The sequence below is a fragment of the Gordonia namibiensis NBRC 108229 genome (assembly GCF_000298235.1).
Classification (GTDB): Bacteria; Actinomycetota; Actinomycetes; order Mycobacteriales; family Mycobacteriaceae; genus Gordonia; species Gordonia namibiensis.
The window spans coordinates 85,056-105,984 of record NZ_BAHE01000061.1; the positions used below are offsets into that span (position 1 = coordinate 85,056).

General features: G+C 66.7%; 21 protein-coding genes. 9 read left to right on the forward strand and 12 right to left on the reverse strand.

Annotation, left to right across the window (positions count from 1 at the left end; all coding sequences use genetic code 11):
- From GONAM_RS22035 to GONAM_RS22045, 3 genes are all read right to left on the reverse strand, one after another.
- Nucleotides 1-1,257: an acyl-CoA dehydrogenase family protein gene (locus tag GONAM_RS22035; protein ID WP_006868966.1), complete on the reverse strand. Its 1,257-nt coding sequence runs from the start codon at nucleotides 1,255-1,257 to the stop codon at nucleotides 1-3.
- Nucleotides 1,258-1,328: 71 nt separating this feature from the next.
- Nucleotides 1,329-2,285 carry a LysR family transcriptional regulator gene (locus GONAM_RS22040; protein ID WP_006868967.1) on the reverse strand — a complete coding sequence of 319 codons (957 nt, stop codon included), beginning with the start codon at nucleotides 2,283-2,285 and terminating at the stop codon, nucleotides 1,329-1,331.
- 62 nt (nucleotides 2,286-2,347) lie between these two features.
- Nucleotides 2,348-3,340 (reverse strand): isopenicillin N synthase family dioxygenase, encoded by a 993-nt coding sequence (locus GONAM_RS22045; RefSeq protein ID WP_006868968.1) that lies wholly within the window; start codon nucleotides 3,338-3,340, stop codon nucleotides 2,348-2,350.
- Between the two features lie 167 nt (nucleotides 3,341-3,507).
- Between GONAM_RS22045 and GONAM_RS22050 the strand changes: the two genes are divergently transcribed.
- A complete protein-coding gene (locus tag GONAM_RS22050) occupies nucleotides 3,508-4,191 on the forward strand; it encodes a GAF and ANTAR domain-containing protein (RefSeq protein WP_006868969.1) in 684 nt (227 codons plus the stop codon).
- 23 nt (nucleotides 4,192-4,214) lie between these two features.
- Here GONAM_RS22050 and GONAM_RS22055 read toward each other — a convergent pair whose 3' ends face one another.
- Nucleotides 4,215-4,556 (reverse strand): STAS domain-containing protein, encoded by a 342-nt coding sequence (locus GONAM_RS22055; protein ID WP_006868970.1) that lies wholly within the window; start codon nucleotides 4,554-4,556, stop codon nucleotides 4,215-4,217.
- 520 nt (nucleotides 4,557-5,076) lie between these two features.
- Here GONAM_RS22055 and GONAM_RS22060 point away from each other — a divergent pair.
- Nucleotides 5,077-5,883 carry an RNA polymerase sigma factor SigF gene (locus GONAM_RS22060; RefSeq protein ID WP_006868971.1) on the forward strand — a complete coding sequence of 269 codons (807 nt, stop codon included), beginning with the start codon at nucleotides 5,077-5,079 and terminating at the stop codon, nucleotides 5,881-5,883.
- A gap of 82 nt (nucleotides 5,884-5,965) precedes the next feature.
- On the opposite strand, the gene GONAM_RS22065 is transcribed toward GONAM_RS22060, so the two are convergent.
- Nucleotides 5,966-7,144 (reverse strand): zinc-dependent alcohol dehydrogenase, encoded by a 1,179-nt coding sequence (locus GONAM_RS22065; protein ID WP_006868972.1) that lies wholly within the window; start codon nucleotides 7,142-7,144, stop codon nucleotides 5,966-5,968.
- Between the two features lies 1 nt (nucleotide 7,145).
- Entirely contained in the window at nucleotides 7,146-7,580 is a 435-nt protein-coding gene (locus GONAM_RS22070; RefSeq protein WP_006868973.1) for a hypothetical protein, read from the reverse strand.
- 302 nt (nucleotides 7,581-7,882) lie between these two features.
- On the opposite strand from GONAM_RS22070, the gene GONAM_RS22075 reads away from it, so the two are divergent.
- Entirely contained in the window at nucleotides 7,883-8,308 is a 426-nt protein-coding gene (locus GONAM_RS22075; RefSeq protein ID WP_006868974.1) for an ATP-binding protein, read from the forward strand.
- 9 nt (nucleotides 8,309-8,317) lie between these two features.
- On the opposite strand, the gene GONAM_RS22080 is transcribed toward GONAM_RS22075, so the two are convergent.
- The 5 genes from GONAM_RS22080 to GONAM_RS22100 all read right to left on the reverse strand — a co-directional run bounded on the left by GONAM_RS22080 (nucleotide 8,318) and on the right by GONAM_RS22100 (nucleotide 13,269).
- Nucleotides 8,318-9,223: a glycosyltransferase family 2 protein gene (locus tag GONAM_RS22080; RefSeq protein WP_006868975.1), complete on the reverse strand. Its 906-nt coding sequence runs from the start codon at nucleotides 9,221-9,223 to the stop codon at nucleotides 8,318-8,320.
- Complete coding sequence (locus GONAM_RS22085; RefSeq protein WP_006868976.1) at nucleotides 9,220-10,197, reverse strand: glycosyltransferase family protein; 978 nt, start codon at nucleotides 10,195-10,197, stop codon at nucleotides 9,220-9,222. Before GONAM_RS22085 ends, GONAM_RS22080 begins: the two co-directional genes overlap by 4 nt.
- Complete coding sequence (locus GONAM_RS22090; RefSeq protein WP_006868977.1) at nucleotides 10,194-11,303, reverse strand: glycosyltransferase family 4 protein; 1,110 nt, start codon at nucleotides 11,301-11,303, stop codon at nucleotides 10,194-10,196. Before GONAM_RS22090 ends, GONAM_RS22085 begins: the two co-directional genes overlap by 4 nt.
- Nucleotides 11,296-12,459, reverse strand: coding sequence for a glycosyltransferase family protein (locus tag GONAM_RS22095; RefSeq protein WP_006868978.1), 1,164 nt, complete (start codon nucleotides 12,457-12,459; stop codon nucleotides 11,296-11,298). Before GONAM_RS22095 ends, GONAM_RS22090 begins: the two co-directional genes overlap by 8 nt.
- 162 nt (nucleotides 12,460-12,621) lie before the next feature.
- The gene (locus GONAM_RS22100; RefSeq protein WP_006868979.1) at nucleotides 12,622-13,269 is read right to left on the reverse strand and encodes a PAS and ANTAR domain-containing protein; all 648 of its coding nucleotides are present in this window, start codon (nucleotides 13,267-13,269) and stop codon (nucleotides 12,622-12,624) included.
- Between the two features lie 235 nt (nucleotides 13,270-13,504).
- Between GONAM_RS22100 and GONAM_RS22105 the strand changes: the two genes are divergently transcribed.
- Nucleotides 13,505-13,753 (forward strand): hypothetical protein, encoded by a 249-nt coding sequence (locus tag GONAM_RS22105; protein WP_006868980.1) that lies wholly within the window; start codon nucleotides 13,505-13,507, stop codon nucleotides 13,751-13,753.
- Nucleotides 13,754-13,897: 144 nt separating this feature from the next.
- Entirely contained in the window at nucleotides 13,898-14,761 is an 864-nt protein-coding gene (locus GONAM_RS22110) for an SDR family oxidoreductase (RefSeq protein WP_006868981.1), read from the forward strand.
- 13 nt (nucleotides 14,762-14,774) lie between these two features.
- Here GONAM_RS22110 and GONAM_RS22115 read toward each other — a convergent pair whose 3' ends face one another.
- Nucleotides 14,775-16,064: a lipase family protein gene (locus GONAM_RS22115; protein WP_006868982.1), complete on the reverse strand. Its 1,290-nt coding sequence runs from the start codon at nucleotides 16,062-16,064 to the stop codon at nucleotides 14,775-14,777.
- A 159-nt stretch (nucleotides 16,065-16,223) separates the two neighbouring features.
- Here GONAM_RS22115 and GONAM_RS22120 point away from each other — a divergent pair, with 159 nt between their 5' ends.
- The 4 genes from GONAM_RS22120 (at nucleotide 16,224) to GONAM_RS22135 (ending at nucleotide 20,794) form a co-directional block, all read left to right on the forward strand.
- A complete protein-coding gene (locus tag GONAM_RS22120) occupies nucleotides 16,224-17,396 on the forward strand; it encodes a CynX/NimT family MFS transporter (RefSeq protein WP_006868983.1) in 1,173 nt (390 codons plus the stop codon).
- A 56-nt stretch (nucleotides 17,397-17,452) separates the two neighbouring features.
- Nucleotides 17,453-18,805 (forward strand): hydroxysqualene dehydroxylase, encoded by a 1,353-nt coding sequence (locus tag GONAM_RS22125; protein WP_006868984.1) that lies wholly within the window; start codon nucleotides 17,453-17,455, stop codon nucleotides 18,803-18,805.
- A gap of 13 nt (nucleotides 18,806-18,818) precedes the next feature.
- The gene (locus tag GONAM_RS22130) at nucleotides 18,819-19,607 is read left to right on the forward strand and encodes a PaaI family thioesterase (RefSeq protein ID WP_006868985.1); all 789 of its coding nucleotides are present in this window, start codon (nucleotides 18,819-18,821) and stop codon (nucleotides 19,605-19,607) included.
- A gap of 248 nt (nucleotides 19,608-19,855) precedes the next feature.
- Entirely contained in the window at nucleotides 19,856-20,794 is a 939-nt protein-coding gene (locus tag GONAM_RS22135; protein WP_006868986.1) for a phytanoyl-CoA dioxygenase family protein, read from the forward strand.
- The last annotated feature ends 135 nt before the right edge of the window (nucleotides 20,795-20,929 follow it).

The following is a 20,929-nucleotide window of genomic DNA, read 5'->3' on the forward strand; positions in this document are numbered from 1 at the left end:
TCAGAGGAGGACGCCGAGACGCGGCGGCCGCGTGCCGTGCAGGGTGTTGTTGCCCAGGTGGACGTACTTCCACCGGGCCGGGTCGTGCAGGGAGTGGACCCGGACGTTGCGCCAGTGCCGGTCCAGTCCGTACTTGCGATCGGTTGCCGACGCGCCGGCGAGTTCGAGGACGCCCGAGGCGATCTCGACCGCGAACTCCTGGGAGAGAGCCTTGGCCGCAGCCACCGTCAACGACGCCGCCGCGGCCGAGTCGCGCGTCAACTCGACCTCCGCCCGGGCTGCGTCGATCAGGGAGCCCCCCTTCTCCAGCAACGCCTCCAGTGCATACAGACGGGCGGTCAGCTCGCCGAACCGGCGGACGACATGCGGTTCGTCGGCGGCATGTTCGACCTGCGCCTCGAACCACGGCCGGGATCGGGTCCGGACGAACTCCGCGCCATCGGCCAGCGCGGCGCGCGCGATCCCGACGTCGATGGCGGTGTGCAGGGCCTGGTCGAAGGCGCCCAGAACCGACGGGGCCGCGGTGGCCGGGTCCGGGTCGGGCCCCTCGTCGAGGACGAGGTGATCCGGGACCGACACCTGGTCGAGAATCACCTCACCGCTGGCGGTTCCGCGCTGTCCGAACGACGACCAGGCCTCGAGGTTCAGGCGCACACCCGGATCGGTGGCCCGGACGAACACCGTGGCACCGTGGTCGGTGCCCTCGATCCGGGCGCCGACGCCGATCCAGGTCGCGCCCAGTGAACCGGTGGCGTAGTACTTCTTGCCGTCGAGCTGCCAGGTGCCGTTATCGAGCCTGCGGACCGTGGTCTTGCGTTCCGCGGCGGTCCGGGTGCCGCGTTCCGCCGAGGCGTTGCCGAGCTGTGCCCCGGCCAGGATGTCGCCGAAGATCGTCGGCGCCGGCTCGGTACGACCCAGCCCACGGATACCCGCGCTCAGCACGAAATGGGAGAGCAGGAGCTGGCCGACGGCCGAATCGGCCTGTGCCAGGCGCCGGATGACTTCGACCGCGACGGACTGCGGGAGGTCGGGCCCGCCGTGTTCGGCGGGCACGAGAATACCCAGCAGGCCGGATCGGGCGACGATCCGCAGTTCCTCGACCGGCGGCACCCCGTCCAGCTCACGTCGCAGTGAGCCGGCGCCGATTGCGGCGGCGACGGAATCGGCCACCGCCAGGGCGGATGCGGGATCAGACAGCAGCGGGACGTTCTCGGTCCCGGAGACCGGGAAAGTGTCGGTGGCGGACGTGGGGGCCATCGTCGAGATCCTTTCGTGGACGATCGATTCGCGCCAACGCTAAGGTCCGGCCCGGCCCGTTCGGCTCCGCGTCAAGCAACACTTACAGGTCGTGCAGAAACGGTGTAGGCGGTCTGCCCTCCGGGCCGGGGCGGACCCATCGTGCGCGCAACCGACAGCAAGGCGGCGAGCGGGCTCCCGGGTGCGGGCTCGGTGATCGTCGCCAGCGCGATCCGGCGCACGGGTGGCGGACCGACGACCGGGCGGATCACGACATCGGTTCGCGCACTGCGCAATGCGAGCGACGGTACGAGCGAGACCCCGAGGTCGGCGGCGACGAGTCCCTGGACCGTCGAATAGTCCTCCGCGCGGAACGACACCGACGGTGTGAAACCGGCCCGTCGGCAGGAGTCCAGGAAGACCCGTGCGTCCGGACACGTTCCGGTCGCCGAGCTCACGACCCACTGCTCCGCGGCCAGGGCGGCGAGGGGAATTTCCCGCACGTTCGCCAGGCGATGGCCGGGCGGGAGCACGACGAAGAACTCGTCGTCGAAAAGCGCCGTGGTGCAAAGATCCTGGTGGTCGCCGCGGTCTCCGGGTACCTCGGTGATCACGCAGACCTCGACCTCGCCCTCCCGCAGCAGTTCGGTGCCGTCGTCGGGGTCGGCCGCGACGAGTCGTACCTCGGTGCGCGGGAACGCCTCTCGTAATCGGGCGACGGTGCGCGGCAGGATCTCCGAGGCCGCACTGGCGAAGGATGCGATGCGGACGACCCCGGACTCCGGTGCTTTGGCCCTGTCGAGGTCCCGTTCGGCAGCGTCGATCGCTGTCAGGATGACGGCGGCGTGATCGACGAGTCGTTCGCCGGCCGGGGTCGGATGGACACCGGAGGAGGTGCGCACCAACAGCTGATGGCCGAGTTCGCGTTCGAGCGCGGTGATCTGCTGCGAGATCGCCGAGGTCGTGTATCGCGTCGCCGCGGCGGCAGCGGACATCGAGCCGCACCGGACGACCTCGGTGAACACCGCGAGCTTGCGTACGTCGAACACGCCGAAACCATAGAGCGCGCACGGCGTCGAGCAGACATTTCTGCTCAGCGCGACCGAAACGGTCAGTACACCGATGCGGGTTGGGTCGGGGTGATCCCGTGATGCAGCTCCGCGACATCCGGATGTGCGCGGGTGCGCGACTTCCAGGCGTTCTCGCCGTAGGTGTCGAAGATCGGGTTGTTCGGATCGGCCTCGACGCCGCGGGATGCCGCGGCCAGTTCGGGCGGCAGGTCGATGATCGGGATGACCGCGTCGAGAGCAGGGTTGAGGAAGAACGGGATCGAGACCCGGTCGGTCCCGGGGCGGGGCGCGCGGACCCGGTGCCGGGTCGCTCGGAGGTAGCCCCCGGTTGCGACCTCGAGCAGTTCGCCGATGTTGACGATGAACGCTCCCTCGACAGGCGGGACCTCGAGCCAGGTGCCGGCGGCGGTCTCGACCTCGAGGCCCTCCGAGCCGGGTTCGACGAGCAGCAGAGTGAGCACTCCCGAGTCCTTGTGCGCGCCCACGCCCTGGGTGCTGTCGGCGGTACCTGGGTAGCGGACCACCTTGATCAGGGTCGCCGGCAGTTCGGCGAACGCCGCGTCGAAGAAGGACTCCGGGGCGCCGAGCGATACCGACCAGTGCCGCAGCAACCGCAAGCCGACCTCGGAGAGCGCCGCACCCCAGTTCTCGAAGGCGTTCCGGAAACCGACCGGCGACGACGGCCAGAGGTTGGGTCCCTGGAGCCGCCAGTACCCCTCGGCGCCCGGGATGACCGGGCGTTCCGGGCCGATGTCGATCTGCTCGCGCCAGTCGACCATGCCGTTCGTCAGTTCCCCGCCGAGCCGCGAGTATCCGCGGAACTGTGGGCTCTGCAGCTGGCTGATCTCGTTCTTGACGTCCTCGGGTAGCCCGAAGAAGTCACGCGCCAGTCGCAACACCCGGGTGAGCGATTCGACCGGTACGCCATGGCCGGTCAGATAGAAGAACCCGTGGTCGTGGGCGGCGTCACGCAGCGCAGCACGAAACGCCGCGGGATCGGCGTCGGCGTCGTGGAGGTCGAGGATCGGGAGCATGGTGCAAAGCCTGCCAGAGCGTCGTACATGGGCGGAACGTCGTTCAGAGACCGTGAAACCCCGTCCATGAGGTCTGCAGGCGCTACGTTGGGTATTCGGGTCCGTAACACCACGGCGCCACCGACACGTCCAGGTGACGCGGTCGGTCGCCTGAGAGGAGTTCGATCGTGACCGAGGCGACCGACAACGTTCATCTCCGCATCGCGGAGCTGGCACGAGGGCTGCACGGCGACGGAGCCGACGACGAACAGGTGGCCAAGACGATCGTCGCAGGTGCGGTGGCCGAGATCCCCGGAGCTCAGTACGCCGGACTGACGGTCGCCACGGACCGACGCTCCATCGAGTCCTTCGGTGCGACGCACGAGATCGCGGAGATCCACGACCGGATCCAAGCGGAGGTCGGGGAGGGACCGTGCCTGTCGGCAGCCCTGCACGACCGGGTCGTCCGCGTCCACGATCTACAGAACGACGAACGGTGGCCGAAGTACCGAAGCCGGGCGATGGGCGAGGTGCCGATCCGATCGGTGTTGTCATTCCAGCTCTTCGCCAATCGCAACACGATCGGGGCGCTCAATCTCTTCGCGGATGAGCCGAATGTCTTCGACCTGCACGCCGAGGACATCGGCATCGTCTACGCCACCCATGCCGCGCTGGCCTGGAACACGATCAAGAAAGACCAGCAGTTCAACAGTGCCCTGGCGAATCGCGACGTGATCGGACAGGCGAAGGGCATCCTGATGGAGCGGTTCGACATCGACGCACTGGCAGCGTTCGACCTCTTGAAGAAACTGTCCCAGGAGTCGAACACCAAGCTGGTCGAGATAGCGCGGCAGATCACCCTGAAGAGGTGACCTGCGGCGCGGTACGTCGAGTGTTACTCGGAGACCGCGAATTCCGTTGTGGAGGGTCCGATCTCACCTTCGGTGAGCACCCGGCCGGCGTCATCGACGTTCTCGAAGAGGCGGATGTGGTCCGCCATGCCGGACAACTCGAGCGGACGGCTGACGGTTCGTTCACCCACGAGGACAACGGGGATCGATCGAGTGGAGGCTTCGTCGACGAATGTCTGCAGCAGAACCAGTCCGACGGTGCCGAAGAAGCTGACCGCGGAGAGGTCCAGGACGACGCCGTGGACACGGTCACGCGCGACACGATCGAGGGCGGCGGCGAAATCCGCTGCTGTTTCCCGGTCGACAGACCCGGAAAAGCGTTGCACACAATACGATTTCGCCGAATCGAACCGTCTGGTGGATGTTCTTTCCGCGGATTCTGCGCCCGCGTCGAATGCGGATCGGAAAATGGTGGAAGTGGTAAGAGGCATGAGGTGCTCGTCTCAGTAGTGAGCGTCACAGACACGATCGGACGGTGATCGAACTGTCAAGTGCCCGGCCCGATGAGGCGGGGACCCAAGTTCACGATCGTCCTGAACGGAGATAAGCCGTGATATCGCGTGAGCAGCAAGCCTTGGGTGCTCTGTTGCTCTTGTGTACGCAGCTCCTACCTGAACCGCACTCTTCACCCTACGGGTCCTTCGGTACCCGAACAAGGCCGATCCGGTCACGGTAAAAAGTTTCTTAAAATCCCACATTGTGAGACTCCGAAAGTGGACGTGTGGCGAAGAACATGATTGTCTAGTACCTGATGCGCGTCGAGTCGCGTGCGCTGCATCAATCCATGCTAGATGGGGCAGCAGTCAGCCCATCGGTCGCAAGATCTGAACGTCTGGGTGGTGACAAATGGCGACACAACGCGCCGAGCACGACGATTACAGCGACGTCCTCCCGATACTGCGTGAGATTCGCAGCGAATGGGACGACGACTTACGTGCCAAAAAACGCGACGAGGTGATCGAGCGGTGCCTACCGCTTGCGGATCACGTCGCACGACGGTTCTCCGATCGTGGCGAACCGGTTGATGATCTGCGCCAGGTTGCGCGGATCGGTCTCATGCATGCGGTCGACAGATTCGACGTCGAGCGTGGCAACAATTTCCTCGCTTTCGCCGTTCCGACGGTGATGGGCGAGGTCAAGAGGTATTTCCGCGACAGTACGTGGTCGATCAGAGTGCCACGTCGTGCGCAGGAGGCCTCGCTCAACATCGCGAAGGCCAGCGAGGAACTCCTGCAGTCCCTCGGGCGGTCTCCGCGGCCGAGCGAGATCGCCGAGCACCTCGGACTACCTGTCGGAGAGGTCATCGAGGGAATGGTCGCGCGGTCTGCATACACCGCGAGTTCCATTGACGCCGAGGCCGGTTCGTCCACGGACGGCTGGACCCTCGCAGACACCCTGGGCGACGAGGACGAGCGGCTCGACATGGTCGAGGAGTTCGTGACGCTACGGCCGGCGCTTGCCCGCCTCACCGAGCGTGAACGAACTATTCTCACCCTCCGGTTCTTCCGTTCGATGTCTCAGAGCGAGATCGCTCGCGAGATCGGCATCTCCCAGATGCATGTGTCGAGGCTCCTGACCAGGATTCTCGAGACCCTGCGCGAAGAGGTCGCCGACGACGAGTTCGAAGAGCCTCTCCTGCGGGCTCACGGCTGATCGGGTAAACGCCCGAACGGCTGACTGCTGACGAACACCGGTCCCGGGGCCCACGCCGACGAGCGTGGGCCCCGGTTTCGGGTCACGGCTTGAGGATGACCTTCACCATGCCGTCGGCCTTGCGCTGGAACTTGTCGTACGCCTCCGGCGCCTGATCGAGCGGCAACTCGTGGGTGGCGAAGGTGTCCACACCCAGAGGATCGGCATCGGTGAGAAGCGGCAGGATGTCGTCGGCCCACCGCTTCACGTTGGCCTGACCCATGTGCAACCGGATCTGCTTGTCGAACATGGTCAGCATCGGCAGCGGATCGGCCATGCCGCCGTACACGCCGGACAGCGAGATCGTCCCGCCACGCTTGACGATGTCGATGGCCGAGTAGAGCGCACCCAGCCGGTCGACGCCCGCCTCCGACATCGCCTTGCGCGCGATGGGGTCAGGAAGCAGACCGACAACGGTCTGCATCGCTTTGTTCAGGGGTGACCCGTGGGCCTCCATCCCGACGGCGTCGATCACCGAATCCGTGCCCAGCCCGCCGGTCAGGTCGCGGATCGCCTCGCCCACGTCGTCGACCTCGTCGAGGTTCACGGTCTCGATACCGCGGCCCTGTGCGCGCCGAATGCGTTCGGGCACACGGTCGACGCCGATGACCCGGGCGCCCTTGTGGGAGGCGATTCGTGCCGCCATGTCGCCGATGGGCCCGAGGCCGAGAACGGTGACCGTTCCGCCGCTGGGGATCTCGGCGTACTCGACCGCCTGCCATGCGGTGGGGAGAACGTCAGACAGGTAGACGTAGCGGGAGTCCGGATTCTCCAGCGGCACCTTGATGTGGGTGAACTGTGCTTGCGGCACACGGAGATACTCCGCCTGCCCACCCGGCACCGATCCGTAGAGCTGTGAGTAACCGAAGAGCGCGGCACCCATGCCCTGTTCGGTCACACGAGTGGTCGAACACTGGGTCATGAGCCCGTCATTACAGAAACCACATGCACCGCAGGAGATCTGGAACGGGATGACGACGCGATCCCCGACCCGGAGATCGCCGGTGTCGGAACCGACCTCCTCGACGATGCCCATCGGCTCGTGGCCGAGGATGTCGCCGGCGTTCATGAACGGGCCCAGCACTTCATAGAGGTGGAGGTCGGAACCGCAGATGTTGGTCGAGGTGACCTTGATGATCGCGTCGGTGGGTTCGATGATCTTCGGGTCGGGCACCGTCTCCACGGATACGTTTCGTTTGCCCTGCCAGGTCACTGCGCGCATTTCAGGCCTTTCCGTCGTTGTGGCGGTCTTCGGACCGTTCTTCCCGGGCCCGCTCGTGCTTGCCCGCGTGGCCGACGGGGAAGTCGTGGTACCGCTCCTCGTATCGTTCGGCCTCCTCGGCCGTGGTCTCCGGCTGGATCGGATCCTGGTGCGCACGTTCGCCATCGCGTCCGGCACGCTGCCGCAGGAGCACCCGGCTGCCGATGAGGAGGCCGACGGCCAGGAGGCCCGCCACGACTGCGCCGATGGCCAGCCAGACGGTCGCGTCGCGGTCACTCGCGCCGGCTGCGATTGCCGTGCCGCCGAGCACGAGCATCAGTCCGAGGCAAAAGAATCCGAGGAGGCCGACGGCCTTCAGGCCGCGGGACTTCCGCTCCGGCCGGCGGGCGATGGCCTCCCGAGAGGCCACCTCGCGGTCAGGTGTGAGATCTGGCATAGCTGTCCCTTCGCCAGGTGGTGGTGAATACCCATCAGGGTCGACCTACGGGTACCTCAGGGGCTGACGACTGAAACGTCGGCGGGCGGCGGGGCGGACGTTGTCGCAGCTGAGGGCGCTACGGGTGGTACGAAGCATTGTCGACGCGGGGGTCGTTTCTGCTAACGTGTCGAGACGTGCGACGGGGGAGCGCTGCGGGCAAGACGAATGGGAAAACGCAGTTTGGACTACGTCAACGTGGGGCATTCATGAGCGGTCCGACAAAGATCCACTCAACTCGACGTGCGAAGAAGACTCAATTGATGACCGACCCTGACGCCACCTCTCAGCTATCGATCGATGGCAGCGTGCCAACGATCCTGCGAGTTCCGGCGGCTACCGATCGTCTTGCGCTGGTGCGCGCTCTGGTCGAGACGGCTCTGTACATCGATGACTGGTCACTAGACGATGTAATCGACGCCAAGGTCGCGGTGGACGAGATCTGTTCCCAGATCATCTCCGCGGCGGCCGAGGGGTCGTCGATGGAGGTCGTCCTACACCTCGCGTCCAACGGTGTGGTCGGCGAGGTCCGAGGCGATCTCGTGGCCGATGTCGAACTCGACGAGTCGACGTTCGGATGGCGAATCGTCCAGACCGTCACCGATACCCACACGATCAGGTACGCCGACACCACGCCCGGTCACGGTACCCGGCGGGTGACCATCGGCTTCTCCAAGTTCCGGGAGTAGCCGGAAAAGTCAGCCGGGCAGCACTTCCGCTGCTGTCCGGCGCCAGTCCTCGGCGGCCTCGTCGTAGTCGATGAGGCCCATCTGCGCGAAGGCGTTCAGCCACCCCTCCATCGGCCAGGACTTCCATCGCCGATGGAACAGTCGCGCATTACGGAGGATGTCGTCGAGATGCTCGACGGGCGGCTTCGACACCGGGTGATACTGGTGATACGCATCGGCGCCACCAACCCAGGCGAGCCGAAAACCGTTGCGCGCTGCGCACCTCGCGAAATCAGTGTCCTCGCCGCCGTACCCGCGGTAACCGGTGTGGAATCCCCCGATCTCGCGCCAGTCGTCTGACCGGATGGCAAACGACAACGACCAGAACAGCGTCATCTCCGAGGAGAGCTGCGTCTGGCACGGCCCCGGGGCGGGCCGTGCCGGATGCGGGTCGAGGAATCGATGGAGCTCACGCGGATCGAAGGTCGGCTGGTCGGACCGCAGATAGGTCACGGGTCCGCAGTACAGGAGACGCAAATCTTTTGTGGCGGTGCATGATCGGAGATAGCGGGCGATCATGCCCGGTCCGGGGATGCAGTCGACGTCAAGGAACACCAAGAGTGTTGCGCCGGCCTCGATCGCGGTGCGGGCACCGGTGTTGCGTGCCTCGGCGAGTGGCAGTGTGCCGGACTCCTCGCTGATGTGGACCACCCGCATCGGATGACCTGCCGGTGCCGAGTCGTTGACGACGGCATCGATATCGGGGTCGTTCATGGCGACGACGACATGGACAGCGGGACGCACCGTCGAGTACTCGAATGCTTCGAGCTGACGTCGCAGATGCTGGTGGCGTCCGGACACGATGGTGATCACCGCGACGGTTTCCGCGCCGGCCCGATCAGAGATGCCGTGGTCGGACGCCGGTACGGACGTCATCGGGCCACTTCTGCGACGACACGGGCCGCGCGTTCTGCTGCTCCGGCGGTCTGCCACCGGGACCACATCGGCGCGGAATCATCGACCGACTCCACGATGGCCCGCCAGCGGTCGGCGTCGGGCCAGGTAGAGGCGACAAGGGCGAGTTCGGCCCGCGCGAGGTTGTCCGCGGTGGCACGCTGCTCGGCGAACGGGCGGTCCTCCGGCATCACGACGGCGGGGCGTCCGGCCGCGGCGGCGTCCGCCACACTCCCTTGGCCGGCGCCGATGACGGCTAGACGGGCGCTACACAGGAACGGCCATGGGTCGTCGGCCCAGGTGCCGAAAGCCGGTCCGAGGCCGACCACCTTCAGGTCGGGGAGTGCCTCGGCGAGACCGATTGCCGGATGCAGCGCCCCCCGATCGCCACCCGCGCCTGTGAGGACCAGGATGTCGGAGGCGAACGTGGGGTGGCTGACCTGAGGGCGGCCGTCGAAGCGGGAGATCCCACCGGTGAAAACCGTCTTGTGTAGATGCTCTTCCAGCCAGTCCGGCCGGTACAGGTCGCCTGGCCAGGGGGCGATGATCGCGTCGGCGGCGCGATAGGCGAGCTGGTGGGGCAGGTCGTCGCGGACACCCGGCATCGCCATCACCACGACCGGCACCCCGAGCAGCCGCAGGAACAGGGTGACCTCCACCGACACGTCGACGACCATCGCAGCCGGCTGCCTGGTCGCGACGAAGTCTGCCAGCTGGGCCATCCGGTTGCGCAACCCCGCGTCCCCACGGGGTGCCCAGTGCAGCAGTCCGCCCGCGTCGACGTCGGTGGGGGCGGGATCGGCGTCGTCCCGGTCGAGGGTGATCACCTCGCTGAAGGCGGGGTCGGTCAGCTCCGCACTGGTCAGGGCGACGACGTCGGTCTGCAGATGGGCGGCGATCGCGGCGGCCCGGGAACAGTGGCCGCGGCCCTGATGGTGGACGTAATAGCCGATCATGCGGTGCAGGCTTCTGCGGATGAGGAATCGGTCAGACGTGCCCGGCCGGCCACCATCTCGGCGTAGATGCCGGTGTACCGGTCGATCATCGCGATGTCGGAGCAGTGCTCCTCCGCGCGGCGACGTACTTCGCGTCGGTCGAGGGTGAAAGCCTTCTCGGCGGCCTCCGCGAGTGCGTCGACGTCGTCACCCGGCACGAGCACGCCGGCGGTGTCGCCGACGATCTCCGGGATCCCGCCGCGGGCGAACCCGGCCACCGGCGTCCCACTGGCGATGGATTCGGCGACGACGAGTCCGTACGGTTCGTTCCACACCGGCGTCACCAGGGTGGCACCGGAGGAACCGACCAGACGGGCGAGTTCGTTCTGGTGGAGGTGGCCCTCGTAGCGCACACGGTCACCCAGGAACGGGGCGACGTGGTCGCGGAAATAGCGTTCGTCGCTGATCGGTCCGGCGAGCCGCAACCGGCGGCCGGTGATGCGGGCGGCCTCGATCGCGTGGTGCGCACCCTTCTCGGGGACGAACCGACCGAACCAGACCAGGTCGTCTCCGCCGGTGCCGATCGGCCATCGATCCAGCTGAACACCGTTGTGCACCACCGGTATCGAGCCGAGAACGTGCGACCACGCCTGGGCGGTGTGCCGACTGACCGCGACACACCTGGTCTCCGGTGCCAATGCCAGTGCCGACTCGAGCCACGGAGTGGGTGGGGTGTGCAGCGTGGTGACCATCGGGGTCTCCACCGACGGGCCCATCGCCACCGGCAGGTAATGCAGGCTGTGATTGTGGATCACGTCGAAGTCGCCGGGGTTCCGGGCGAACGAGAGCATCAGCGACAGGTAGGCGTGGTGGTCCTGCAACGCCTCGATCGACGGCATCGACACATCCGAACGAGCGGCCGCAGACGGCTCGAAAAGTTCGGCGCGCAGGCGATCGGAATCAACCGGCAGGTCGCTTCCGGCGCCGGCGAACAACGTGACCTCGTGGCCGGCCATGGTCAGCGCCCGGGTCAGATGCCAGACATGCGCCTCGAGGCCGCCGGCGAACGGCTGGGCTATCGGGAACCGACTGGATGCGATGACGGCGATCCGTAGTGACTCACGCATCCAGCACCCGCGTGTAGAGCCCGGCGTGTGCCTGGGCGATCGTCGACCGCTGCGTGCGGCGGTCCCGCCACATCGCAGGCGCCGGCCGGGCCGAATACGCCTGTGCGAGTGCAGCGACCAGTGACTCCGGATCGAATCGGTCCTCGGTGAAGTCGTAGCTGAAGCATTCCTGCTGCTGGTGATAGAACCCGCAGCTCGGCGCGATCACCGAGGTGCCGAGGTCGTGGCAGGCCTCGAGCCAGCCGGAATGAGTACCGAAGCGGTAGGGCAGGACCGAGACCGAGATCCCGCTGAGGTAATCCCACAGCTGGTCGTCGGAGTAGTACTCGTGTACCAACACCCGGGCGTACGGGTGGCGCGACAAGGCGAGAGCGGTGGTGCCGAAGTCCGGGTTGTAGAAGTGGTTTCCGGGCACGAAGACCTCGTCGTGCAGATTGATCTGGATCGTCATGTCCGGATAGTCGGACGCGGCTTCCAGCAGCGTCATGATGACGGGAAGCGGATCCATGTTGGCGCGCACGCTCTTGGCGTGCACGCCGACGACGAACTCGTCGGTCGGGGTCTCACGCGGTGCGAACCGCGCGGGCGGCACGACGTGCGGGTGCGGGAGCACGGTGGCGGACCGGGCCCACCGCTGCGAGATCTGTTCCGCCGCACCGGGGGTAAGGGTGATGACCTCGGCGGCTGCGGGGACGAGAAGGTCGAGGACCTCATCGTGGGCGTCGGGTTCCGGATGGTGCGGGTTGCGGAGGTCGTGAAGCGTGTAGACCAGAGGTTTGTTGTGCCGGTCGAGCTCGGCGAGGACGTCGGCCATCACCGACGGCGTCACCGCGTCGAAGCCGAAATGGAGGTGGAACACGTCGAAGTCGTTGTGGTGCTCGGCAATCCACCGCGGGTCCAGCATCAGCGGCGGCCACCAGCCGCCGGGGACCTTGGCACCATCCGCGGGCACGGGATCGGAAAGCCGGGTCACCGACACCGAACCCGTGTCCAGAACGCTGACCGATCCGTTCACCGGTGACAGGTGACGCACGTAGACGTGCGACTCAGGGACGGAAGCCACTCGGATGTGTGCGGTACTCGTCCGCGTCATCCGTGAGCTGTCCACCATCTCGAGGGTCGCCGCACCGCCGAGTTCCCCGCCTAGTCCGTTCACTGTTCCATCCGATCACTTGGAGATATGACCGGCTGTGTACTCAACCGGGTCCGCAAGATGCGGCGTTGTAGACGCCGCTGAACTGCCGACACTCGGCACTTCGCTTACAGATACCCCGGGTGGAGGATCGTGAAACCACGACGGCTCGCGTCGTGGTGGACGTCAGTTCTCGTTCTGGTGAGCGTTCAGGAGCAGGTGGTCGAAGGACTGGCGCACGGGATCGGGCAGCACGACATACTTGTGCACGCCCGACACGATGTTCTTGGCCAGCTCGTTGACCTTCACGTTGGCCGTCTGGGACCGCCAGCGCATCACCTCGAAGGCGCGTTCAGGGCTCACTCCATAGGCCATCGAGATCATGCCCTTGGCCTGCTCGATCACACCCTGGTTCTCGCGGAACCGCGCGACGTGCTCGTCGACCTGGAACTTGACCGTTTCCTCGTCATAACCGGTCAGGTCGAGGTAGAAGCCCTCGGCGCCGATCGGTTGACCGCTCTCGTCGATGATCTGCTGGGAGACCACGGCCACGTGATGGACGGTGCCGGAGAGGTCGATGATGCGGTGTCGGCTGGAGAACGGCGTGCGTCGGCTCAGCATCGTCGCGACCATCTCGTCGAACGCGTGGCGGTCGTCGGGATGCTTGTGCCCGGCCAGTAGTTCGGTCGTCGGGGTGACTTCACCCGGCTGGTAGCCGTGCATCTCGGCGACCTCGTCCGACCACCACCATTCCTCGGTGTCGAAGAGGAACCGGAAGCTGCCGACATGCCGGATGCGGGAATCGTCGGCAGGAATGTTGTCAATCTTTGGCACGGTTACCCCTAGAGCTTGAAAAAGGCACGCAGAACTGCACGCCGGCGGTCTCGGGCGATGTTTGAGCTTACCTGGGATCAGCTCGTCGCGAGAGCCGACCTGCACTGTGTTGTGGCGGAGTCGCCTCTCGGGCAAAACCTGCAGCTCAGCGGCATAGTTTCGGCGATCTGGTCGACGGGTAGCCAATGACCGCGGTGGCCGGGAGTGGTTGCCGCTGACATGCGAGGAGGTCTTGATGAGCACCAGCAGTGACAGCTCCGACGCCGCGGCAGCGACCGAAGGCGTCAACCCCGATCTGACCTCGACGGTCGGTGCGGAGGACCTCGACGAGGACCATCTGGCGCGCGATCCGCTCGAGGACGGGATGGACCCGCCCGAGGACTGGTCGGCCAGTGACCGCACCGGGACAACGGCCCGTGAGCAGCGGGAGGGGGAGTCCCTCGACGAGAAGCTCGACCAGGAGATCCCCGACGAGAACCCCTGAGTCTTCAGCGACAGCTGAGTCGCCACCTCCTGGGCAGACGCGCGGTTCCGACCGGCGCGTCTCCCGCGAGGTGGCGATGTCGTTTCTGAGGGCGGTCGCGCGGAGGCAGGTTTTCGATCTCACCGCAGCGGGCAACCGGCGACCATGAGTGATCAGGAGAACTCCCCGCACGAAGCGAAGACCATCCCCTACCCGGGCGAGACCGGCGACATGCCCGACCGTCCGCGCGACGAGATGACCGAGTACCGCGGCCGTGATCTGCTCGCGGGTAAGACGGCGCTGGTCACCGGTGGCGACTCGGGCATCGGCCGGGCCACCGCGATCGCGTTTGCGAAGGAGGGCGCCGATGTCGCGATCGCCTATCTCGAGGAGGACGAGGACGCTCGGCACACCGTCGACCTCATCGAGGCCGAAGGGCGCAAGGCGCGCGCCTACCGCGGAGACCTGGGCGACCCGGCCCATTGCGCAGAGGTCGTCGAGCGCACCGTCGCCGATCTCGGTGGATTGAACATCCTGGTGAACAACGTCGCCTATCAGCAGGTCGTCGACGACTTTCTCGAGGTCGACCCCGCGCAGTGGTACCGGACGTTCGACGTGAACATCCACAGCTTCTTCCACACCACCCGGGCCGCCGTGCCTCATCTGACCGGTGGTGGCGCCATCATCAACACCTCGTCGATCAACGGATTGCGCGGCAACGACAGCCTCATCGACTACTCGGCGACCAAGGGGGCGGTCCTGGCGTTGACGTACTCCCTCGCCCAGTCGTTGATGGAGAGAAAGATTCGCGTCAACTGTGTTGCGCCCGGACCGGTGTGGACCCCGCTGATCCCGGCGACGATGCCGGCCGAGGCCGTCAAGGACTTCGGGACCCAGGCGCCGATGGGCCGCGCCGCCCAGCCGGACGAGATCGCACCGTCGTACGTCTTCTTCGCTGCCGATCAGCTGTCGTCGTACTACACCGGTGAGGTGCTCGCCCCGATCGGTGGTGAAACACTCCCGGGCTGAGGAGGTTTCGTCGTCATGGGACCGGCAGCGGTGCCAAGCTGTTCCCGCGCGCGAGCGTTGCGCAGTTGCTGCGCGTGGGGATTCCGGCGAAGCGTTCGGTGAGGTACTCGGCGGCAAGCGGTTCGAACGGGAGGAACGCCTCCTGGTGGGTCAGGCCGTTCAACTGGTGATAGGTGACATCGACTCCGCGTGAGCAGTATTCGTGCGCGAGCCCGATGACATCTCCGGTGATCATCAAGGTGTCGCCGATCGCGTTGTAGTGGCCGACCGCGAGGAACATCTTGGTCCGTGGCGTCCCCTGGCTGCCCATGATGTTGTCGTTGATGGCACGCACCACCGCGGGGACGTCGAGCAGTCCGGTGTAGGGCGGGTCCACCATGGCCGCGCTCGTGAGCCCCGGGTACTTCGACGCGAACTGCGAGATGCACTCGGAACTCACCGCTTTCGTCACCTGCTCCCCGTGCTCGGAGAGGAAGGCGGAGGTGTCGAGTCGGTAGGCGCGCTGATAGGCGACGATCAGCGCGGGGATCACACCCGCCCATTTCGCGCTGCCGTCGATGTAAGGCAGGTTGTGGGCGAGGTCGACGGGCAGGCCGCCGGCAGCGGCTCCGATGATGTTGAGTTCCGGGGCATAGCGCGGCGCGATCTCTGCTCCCCACTGCGTCGGGATGGAACCGCCGGAGTAGCCGACCAGGCCGACCGGTGTGGACCGTGGGAGTCGCAGGAATGCCTCGGCGGCCCGGATTCCGTCGAGCGCCGCATATCCTGATTGCCGGCCGATGGTCCACTGCAGGTCCTCGCCCTCGTAGTCCGGCACCACCACGGTGTAACCCGCCGCGAGATAGCCTGCGATGACGCCCTGTTCGGTGGTGGCGGTGCCGTTGGCATAACCGCCGGTGAGCGTGTACGACGGGTCGCACTGGGAGCCGAGGGCGTCGTAGGCCATGTGGTACGAGATCAGCCGGGTCGGTCCCGGGACGAGTGGGCGCAACACTGTGGCGACCGTCGCCCGACCGGCACCGAACTGATCGGTCGTGCGGTACAGGACCTGGGTTCCGGTGATCGGAGTGGACAGACGTGGTGTCCGGAACGTCATCGGCCGTGTCCGGAGCACGGTTCCCGGAGCGGTGTGCCGTAACGGTGCGTCGTAACGGTAGAACGGGTCGGCCGAGGGGAGGGGTGAACCCGGGCCGGGTGCGGCGTGCGCGGTCGGCGGAGCTCCCGCAACGCCCAGCACCACACCGACGATCAACCCGACGAAACCCGCCCCACGCAGGAAGTTCATGCGCACCCCGAACGCCATGGCTCATTCAAACACCGATGGGCGGTCGGCGTCGGTGTTCCGGGATCGCTGCCCTTCGGGTCGAATGTTAGGTTGCGTAACGATGTCAGTTCAGTCCGTTCCCCGTCCCGCCGCGATCGTGCGGTCGAGGTGAGCCCGTCGCGCACGACGCGCCACCACATGACGAACGAGCGGACCACCGCCGGCGTCATCATCACCGCCGTCGGCGTGATGCTGGTGGCGGCCAACCTCCGCCCTGCTGTCGTGTCGGTGGGCCCACTGATCGGGACGATCTCGGCCGACGCCGGATTCAGCAGCGCCGTGGCGGGTCTGCTCACCGCGTTGCCCGTCCTCTTCTTCGGTATCTCCGCTCCCGTCGCGCCGAGGCTCGCGAACCGGTTCGGCATCGAGCGCGTCATCTTCGGTGCCCTGCTCGTGCTCATCCTCGGCATCGTCGTACGCCTCGTGCCGTCGTCGGTTGCACTGTTCCTCGGGTCGGCGGTCATCGGTGCTGCCATCGGCACCTGCAATGTCGTTCTCCCCGCCCTCATCAAGCGGGACTTCGCGCACCGGTCGGGCTTGATGACCGGCTTCTACTCGATGACGTTGTCCGGCGGTGCCGCGGTCGCCTCCGGGGTGAGCGTGCCGATCAACGATGCGCTGGGCGGGGATTGGCGTCTCGCGCTCGCTTCCTGGGGACTCCTCGCGTTGGTGGCGGTCGTCGTGTGGATCCCGCAGTTGTCGCACGTGCACCGGGTGACGGCGGCGAGCCCGACGTCGTCGTTGTTGCGTAACCCGATCGCGTGGGCGGTGACCGTCTTCATGGGCACCCAGTCGCTCATCTTCTACACCTTCGTGGCGTGGCTGCCGCAGTACCTGGTCGACGAGAACGGGATGACCCCGGTGGGAGCCGGTGCCGTCGTCGCGTCCGCACAGGTGGTCGCGTTGGTCATGTCGCTGGTCGCGCCGATCGTCGCCGGACGGTGCGACGACCAGCGCGTGGTGACCTTCGTGGTCCTCGCCGTCTGCGCGGTCGGCTTCGCCGGACTCATCGGCACCGACGTGTGGCCCGGGTTCTGGGCCGCATGCGTGATGGTCGGGCCCGGCGCTTCCATCAGCCTCTCCCTGCTCTTCATGGTTCTCCGCAGCTCGGGATCGAAGCAGACCGGCCAGGTCTCCGGGATGGCGCAGTCGGTGGGTTATCTCGCCGCCGCCGTCGGGCCGATCCTCATCGGCCTGATCCACGACGTGACCGGCTCCTGGACGGTGGCGATGGCGGTCCTCTCGCTCGCCCTGGTGCCGCAGGGCCTGGCAGCCCTCGGTGCCGCCCGCAACGTCAGGATGACCGACTGAGACGAAACCGGCCAACCATCTCACGTCGGTGTGTGCCGGCCGCTACGCTGTGGTCCATGCATTGCGTGGTCGTGGGTGGGGGACTCGCCGGTCTGGCGTCGGCGGTATGGCTTGCGGAGGCCGGGCAACGAGTGACGCTCCTCGAGCGCCGCGGTTCACTCGGTGGCCGCACCATCTCGATGCCGCTCGCCGCGGTCGACGACGTGCCCGACAACGGCCAGCACGTCTTCGCCAGTGGATACGAACACCTCATGCGGTATCTCGAGAGCGTCGGTACCCGCGAGCACGTCGAGTTCCCCGGCCACATGACCATGCGGATGCCGGGTGGCGCCACGCGAAAGTCGGCTTTCGGCGGACTGACCGGTCTGCGAGCGGCACTCGGTGATCTCCCCGGGGTGACCGGACTCGACCGGCTCAGGACCGCCCTCGCGCAGGCGCGGTTGATCCGGCACGCATTCCGGCAACCCGAATGGCTCGATCAGGTGACCGCCGACGAGTGGTTCCGTCGGATCGGCATGCCGCAGTCGGCGCGGGACGCGCTCTGGGACGGTCTTGTCATCGGCCTCACCGGCGACAAGACCGAGATCTCGTCGGCCAAGGTCCCGGCCGACCTGCTCGTCACCGGCGCCCGACGCGCCGTCGCGACCCGGACCCCGGTCTCGATCGGCTTCCCGACCGTGGACCTCGACACCCTGTTCGTCGCCGGCGCGGAGAAGAGATTCGCCGACGCCGGCGTCGACGTCCGGCATCGTGCGGTGGTGTCGTCCGTCGACGTCACCGACGGCACGGTCACCGGGGTGACGCTCGCCGACGGGGAGAAGGTCGCCGCCGACGCCGTCATCTGCGCGGTGCCCGTGTGGAGCGTGAAGGGGCTCCTCGACCAGGTGCCGGGCCACGAACGGATCTACGAAGCGGTCGACAAACTCACCCCGGTGCCGATCGTGAGCGTCAATCTCTACCTCGACCGCTCGATCGGCATGACCGACTGGGGCGAGATCCTCTACGGCGGTGAGGGTGTGCTGGAGCAGGTCTGGGACCGCCAGCGCATGCACGGCCGCGAACCGAAGGACAACTGGTTCTACTCGACGACGGTGTCGGCATCGTATGACCTGATCGGCAAGACCAACGCCGAGATCACCGGCATCCAGATGGACATGCTGCGCAAGTACTTCCCACAGGCCGCGGACGCGCAGGTGATCCACAGCCACGTCGTACGGATGCCGAAGTCGACGTTCGCCCAGCGCCCCGGAACCGCGGGAACCCGCCCCGACCAGCGCACCGCCGTCGACGGTCTGGCCCTCGCCGGGGACTGGACCAGGACCGACTGGACCACCACGATGGAGGGCGCCTGTCAGAGTGCCGCGCGGGCCGTCGACGTGATCCTGGAGTACGCGGACTCCCGGCGCTGAGTAAATTCGTCCCATGCCGACGACATCGTCTGTCTTCTACATCGGTGGACCCGAGGTCATGCTGCGGATCAGCGGTCACTCCGTGTCCGCCGAACGCGGTGAGGCCGGCCTCGTGACCGGGCCGTGGCTCGCCGACCCCGCGGCCGGTGTCAACCGAGCCGCGCTCGCTGTCGCGCTCGACGACGTGACCGGATACGTCGTCGACGCCGGTAGCCCTGACGGACGCTGGCCGGTCTCCCTCGGCATCCGTTTGGATTTCGTCGCCGACCCGCCGCTCGACGGCACATCGCTGAACGTCACCGGCGAACTCGTCGCCCGCGACGATCGTGGCGCGATGACCACGGGCCGGGTGTCCGATCCGACGGGCCGCCCGATCGCGACGATCATCCAGCGCTCCCATCTTGTCGACGCCCCGGCCACCCCGGGGGCGCACGCGACCGCCGAGGTCCTCGAGGCCCCCACGAACCCGGTCCGCGACCAACTGGGACTCGTGCCCACGGCTCCCGGCGTGCTGACGATGGCCCCGACGCTCCTCTCCGCCAACGGAATGGGCAGCGTGCACGGTGGAATCCTCATCTGTGCTTCCGAGCTCGCCGCGATGACGGCGGTCGAGGCGAACGGGCAGTTGCGCACCACCAGCATCGACATCACCTACGTACGTCCGTGCAACGCCGCCGACGTCACCACCTTCACCTCCGAGACACTGCACCGCGGACGAAGCCTTTCTGTGGTGCGGGTCGTGTCGGCGAATTCGTCGGGCAAGCCCTCTTCGATCGCGACCGTCGTGCTCCAGCACATCTGAGATCCACATCACAACTGCGGTTTTCGTAACCGGCATACCAGCATGGTTGCAGGGGACCGCATTTCCCTGGCAAGGTGCACACATACGGCCTGATCAGGCGCGTGCAGATGATCGCGTGCCTCGCGCAGCCGTATCTCTTCGCGGCCCGTCATCGTGCGATGCGGACTCGCGCACAACACAATCACCTTGCCTGCCGCCGGATGGCTTTCCCGGCGGCCTGCCGGATGAGGGAAAGGATCGACTCGATCGTGGTAACTCAAACAGCAAACAAGAACACCCAAATCACAAAGACCGAAATCCCCGAGAGCGACAAGCAGGCGCGCGGCGTCGACGTGTACCGAACCCGTCTCGCCCACCGCAGCCAGATCGAACCGCGTCCCCACAACACCGTGTGGGGCAGCATGGGGAACCCGGGGCCGTTGTCGGCGCCCGAACTGCGCCACTACGCCGACCGCGGTTACCACACCGAGAACAAGGTGTTGTCGGCCGCCGACATCGACGCATGCCTGAGCGAGGTCTCCGACATCACCGATCGTCTCGGGGACGACGACCGGGTGATCCGCGAATCCTCCAGCGGCGATGTGCGTTCGCTGTTCGCGGTGCACAAGCTCAGCGATCTCATCGCGGAGATCTGCGACCGGGAGTCGATCCGCGGTGTCGCAGAACAGATCCTGGACGACGAGGTGACGATCCACCAGAGCCGGATCAACCTGAAGCCGGGGTTCGCCGGAGGACCCTTCTACTGGCACTCCGACTTCGAGACCTGGCACGCCGAGGACGGGATGCCCGCCCCGCGAGCACTCAGCGTCTCGCTGGCACTCACCCCGAACCTGTCCACCAACGGTCCGCTGATGATCATCCCCGGATCGCATCGCCGCTTCGTCAGCTGCGTGGGCGCGACACCCGATGGCTACCACCGGGAATCGCTGACCTCGTACCGGCCGCCGTTCGGCACGCCGGAAGAGGAAGATGTCGCGACACTCGCCGACGAGCTCGGGATCGACACGATCACCGGACCGGCAGGGTCGGCGCTCTACTTCGACTCCAACTGCCTGCACGCCTCGAGCGGCAACATCACCCCGTACCCGCGGAGCAACCTCTTCGTCGTGTTCAACGCGAAGTCGAATGCGCTCCAGAACCCGTTCGGCGGGACCGCGCCGCGACCGGATCACCTGGCGCACAGGTGATCTGACCTCGATGCGGGAGGTGCGCAGGGCGCCCACTCCTGCTGCCTGAGGTGCGAGCGAAGTGTCCACTCCTGCTGCCTGAGGTGCGAGCGGAGCGTCCACTTCCGTTGCCTGAGGTGCGAGCGGAGCGTCCAC

Excerpts from the sequence above, each read along its gene's own strand:
- GONAM_RS22080 (WP_006868975.1), bottom strand. The coding sequence starts at position 9,223 with ATGACGTCCGTACCGGCGTCCGACCACGGCATCTCTGATCGGGCCGGC.
- GONAM_RS22035 (WP_006868966.1), bottom strand. The coding sequence starts at position 1,257 with ATGGCCCCCACGTCCGCCACCGACACTTTCCCGGTCTCCGGGACCGAG.
- GONAM_RS22060 (WP_006868971.1), top strand. The coding sequence starts at position 5,077 with ATGGCGACACAACGCGCCGAGCACGACGATTACAGCGACGTCCTCCCG.
- GONAM_RS22105 (WP_006868980.1), top strand. The coding sequence starts at position 13,505 with ATGAGCACCAGCAGTGACAGCTCCGACGCCGCGGCAGCGACCGAAGGC.
- GONAM_RS22075 (WP_006868974.1), top strand. The coding sequence starts at position 7,883 with ATGACCGACCCTGACGCCACCTCTCAGCTATCGATCGATGGCAGCGTG.
- GONAM_RS22070 (WP_006868973.1), bottom strand. The coding sequence starts at position 7,580 with ATGCCAGATCTCACACCTGACCGCGAGGTGGCCTCTCGGGAGGCCATC.
- GONAM_RS22130 (WP_006868985.1), top strand. The coding sequence starts at position 18,819 with ATGCCGACGACATCGTCTGTCTTCTACATCGGTGGACCCGAGGTCATG.
- GONAM_RS22120 (WP_006868983.1), top strand. The coding sequence starts at position 16,224 with ATGACGAACGAGCGGACCACCGCCGGCGTCATCATCACCGCCGTCGGC.
- GONAM_RS22115 (WP_006868982.1), bottom strand. The coding sequence starts at position 16,064 with ATGGCGTTCGGGGTGCGCATGAACTTCCTGCGTGGGGCGGGTTTCGTC.
- GONAM_RS22090 (WP_006868977.1), bottom strand. The coding sequence starts at position 11,303 with ATGCGTGAGTCACTACGGATCGCCGTCATCGCATCCAGTCGGTTCCCG.
- GONAM_RS22045 (WP_006868968.1), bottom strand. The coding sequence starts at position 3,340 with ATGCTCCCGATCCTCGACCTCCACGACGCCGACGCCGATCCCGCGGCG.
- GONAM_RS22110 (WP_006868981.1), top strand. The coding sequence starts at position 13,898 with ATGAGTGATCAGGAGAACTCCCCGCACGAAGCGAAGACCATCCCCTAC.
- GONAM_RS22085 (WP_006868976.1), bottom strand. The coding sequence starts at position 10,197 with ATGATCGGCTATTACGTCCACCATCAGGGCCGCGGCCACTGTTCCCGG.
- GONAM_RS22125 (WP_006868984.1), top strand. The coding sequence starts at position 17,453 with ATGCATTGCGTGGTCGTGGGTGGGGGACTCGCCGGTCTGGCGTCGGCG.
- GONAM_RS22065 (WP_006868972.1), bottom strand. The coding sequence starts at position 7,144 with ATGCGCGCAGTGACCTGGCAGGGCAAACGAAACGTATCCGTGGAGACG.